The 2,992-nt window shown below is 74.7% G+C and carries 3 protein-coding genes; all 3 read left to right on the top strand.

Annotated elements, in window-relative coordinates:
• Nucleotides 1–225: 225 nt before the first annotated feature.
• The gene (ubiU, locus tag CKO13_RS11495) at nucleotides 226–1,221 is read left to right on the top strand and encodes a ubiquinone anaerobic biosynthesis protein UbiU (RefSeq protein WP_200261161.1); all 996 of its coding nucleotides are present in this window, start codon (nucleotides 226–228) and stop codon (nucleotides 1,219–1,221) included.
• Nucleotides 1,222–1,241: 20 nt separating this feature from the next.
• Complete coding sequence (locus CKO13_RS11490) at nucleotides 1,242–2,150, top strand: U32 family peptidase (RefSeq protein WP_200261159.1); 909 nt, start codon at nucleotides 1,242–1,244, stop codon at nucleotides 2,148–2,150.
• Nucleotides 2,147–2,992 (top strand): ubiquinone anaerobic biosynthesis accessory factor UbiT (gene ubiT / locus CKO13_RS11485; protein WP_200261157.1); only part of this gene is annotated, 846 nt, incomplete at its 3' end. The genes CKO13_RS11490 and ubiT, both read left to right, overlap by 4 nt.

Genomic DNA, 2,992 nt, shown 5'->3' with positions numbered 1-2,992 from the left:
GCCCGAGCGGGGCCGCGCGCTAAACTCGCTTCGCTCGGACAACGCGCGCTCGCCGAGCGGCTGGCGCCGCTCGGCGTCCCCGCTCGGGCTGCGATGCTCGGCGCGCTCGAGAGGACCCCGCAGCACCCCCACCGCCCTCGAGCGTCGCGGGTGTTGCGCCGGCCTCCTCCCAACAGGGCGCTCATCGGTTAGAATCTCTGCAATGAGCGAGCGACGGAGGACGCCATGGAGCTGCTCTGCCCGGCCGGGAACCTGACCGCCCTGCGCGCCGCCGTCGACAACGGCGCCGATACGGTCTACATCGGCTTTCGCGACGTGACCAACGCCCGGCAGTTCCCGGGGCTGAACTTCACCCCGGCGCAGGCGGCCCGCGGCGTCGAGTACGCCCACCAGCGCGGGGTCCGCGTGCTGGTGACGGTCAACTCCTTCGTCCAGGCCGGCGGCTGGCCGCAGTGGCAGGCGGCGGTCGACGAGGCCGGGCGCATCGGCGCCGACGCCGTGATCCTCGCCGATCTGGGGCTGATCGCCTACGCCGCCGAGCAGTGGCCGGCCATGGCCCGCCACCTGTCGGTCCAGGCCTCGGCGACCACGCCCGAGGCGCTGGCCTTCTACAAGCGCCGCTACGGCGTCAGCCGGGCCGTGCTGCCGCGGGTGCTCTCCATGCAGCAGGTCGAGGCCCTGGCCGCGGAGGCGGACCTCGAGCTCGAGGTCTTCGGCTTCGGCTCGCTGTGCGTCATGGCCGAGGGGCGCTGCCTGCTCTCCTCCTACGCCACCGGCGAGTCGCCGAACACCGTCGGCGCCTGCTCGCCGGCGTGGGCCGTCGACTGGCAGGAGACCGAGCGCGGCCGCGAGGTCCGCCTCGGCGGGCTGCTCATCGACCGCTTCGCCCCCGAGGAGCCGGCCGGCTACCCGACCATCTGCAAGGGCCGCTACGAGGTCGAGGGCAGCGTCGAGCACGCCTTCGAGTCGCCGACGAGCCTGGAGACCGCCGAGCTCCTCCCCCGGCTCAAGCGCGCCGGCATCAATGCCGTCAAGATCGAGGGCCGCCAGCGCAGCCCCGCCTACGTGGGCAAGGTCACCCGCATCTGGCGGGGGCTCATCGACCAGATCCCCGACGGCGATGCGGACTTCACGCCGGACCCCGAGCAGATCGCGGCGCTGCGCGAGTTCTGCGAGGGGACGACGACGACCCTCGGCCCCTACGAGCGCAAGTGGCAGTGACGGCGGGAGGTAGCGCAGCGATGAAGATCGCCATCGGGCCCATCCTCTACTACTGGCCGGCCGCCGAGATCCGCCGCTTCTACGACGCCCTGCGCGGCCAGGTCGATACCTTCTACCTCGGCGAGACCGTCTGCGGCCGGCGCCGGGAGATGGGGCCGCAGGAGTGGATCGGCCTCGGCCGCGAGCTCGCCGAGGAGGGCCACGAGGTGGTCCTCTCCGCCCTCGGCGTCGTCGAGGCCCGCTCCGAGGCCGCGCAGGTCCGCCGGCTCTGCGACAACGGCGAGTTCCTCGTCGAGGCCAACGACTACACCGCCGTCAACGCCCTCGAGGAGCGGGGCCTGCCCTTCGTCGCCGGGCCGACCCTCAACCTCTACAGCGGCCGCGCCCTGCAGGCGGCGAGCGCCGCCGGCGCCGTGCGCTGGGTGCCGCCCGTGGAGCTGTCCGGCGCCGCCCTCGAGGGGGTCCTCGGCGAGTACGCCGGCCTCGACGCCGGGCCGATGGAGACCGAGGTCTTCGCCTACGGCCGCATGCCGCTGGCCTTCTCGGCGCGCTGCTTCACGGCCCGCCACCACGGCCGCACCAAGGACGACTGCGGCTACGTCTGCGGCCACTACCCCGAGGGGCTGCCGGTGACCACCCGCGCCGGCGAGCCCTTCCTGGCCATCAACGGCATCCAGACCCAGTCCTACCGCTGCGCCAACCTGCTGGCGATGGTGCCGCAGATGCAGGCCATGGGCGTCTCCCGCCTGCGGCTGTCGCCGCGCCCGGAGGGCATGGCCGAGGCGGTGGCCGCCTTCCGCGCCGCCGTCCGCGGCGAGCCGGCGAGCCTCGCCGAGCCGCCCCCCGAGCGCCAGTGCGACGGCTACTGGTGGGGCGGCCCCGGCCACGAGCAGCGCGCCACCACGACGGGAACCGCGGAGTCCGAATGACCATCAAGCCCCCCAAGCCGCCGCAGCTCGATCGGGCCCTGCCCCTGCTGCTGGCCCCGCTGCGCTTCGCGCCGCCGCCGGTCAACGCCTCGCTGATCCCGCGGCTGGTGCACATCATGCTCGCCGACGCCGTCGCCGACGGCGAGCTCGACATCCTCGACGGCCGCGTCCTCGCCCTGGAGGTGACCGACGCCCGGCTGCGCTACGGCTTCACCCTCCAGGAGCAGCGCGTCGCCGCCGCCGACCCCGACCAGGCCGACGTCACCGTCCGCGGCGACGCGGCGGCCTTCCTCGCCCTGGCCGGCGGCGCCGCGGACCCGGACATGCTCTTCTTCCGGCGCCGGCTCAGCGTCGAGGGGGACGTGGCGCTGGGGCTGTCGGTGAAGAACCTGCTCGAGAGCTACGAGCCCCGCCACCGCCTCCCGTCAGCGCCGTCCGAGAGGAGAGCCGGCATGAGTGAGCAGAGCGCGGCGGTCGCGGAGCGGGGCGGGGCGATCGGGCAGCGGCTGGCGGAGCTGGCCGCCGAGCGCTGGCCGGCGCAGACGGCCGCGGCCCTCGCCCCCTTCGCCCGGCGCTACGTCGCCGGGGTCCCGCCCGAGGACCTCGAGGCCCGCAGCGACGAGGCGCTCTACGGCGCCATGGTCGCCCACTGGCGCCTCGGCCGGCAGCGCTCGCCCGGCGAGGCGGCGGTGGGCGTCTACAGCCCCGAGCCGGAGCGCCACGGCTGGGAGAGCAGCCACACGGTGGTCGACGTCGTCACCGACGACCGGCCCTTCCTCGTCGACTCCGTGGTCATGGCCCTGCAGCGCCGGGGCGTGCAGGTCCACCTGATCGTCCACCCC

This window comes from Halorhodospira neutriphila, assembly GCF_016584055.1.
Taxonomy (GTDB): domain Bacteria; phylum Pseudomonadota; class Gammaproteobacteria; order Nitrococcales; family Halorhodospiraceae; genus Halorhodospira; species Halorhodospira neutriphila.
The sequence above is the reverse complement of the archived record's forward strand: the minus strand, read 5'-3'. Positions and strand labels throughout refer to the sequence as shown.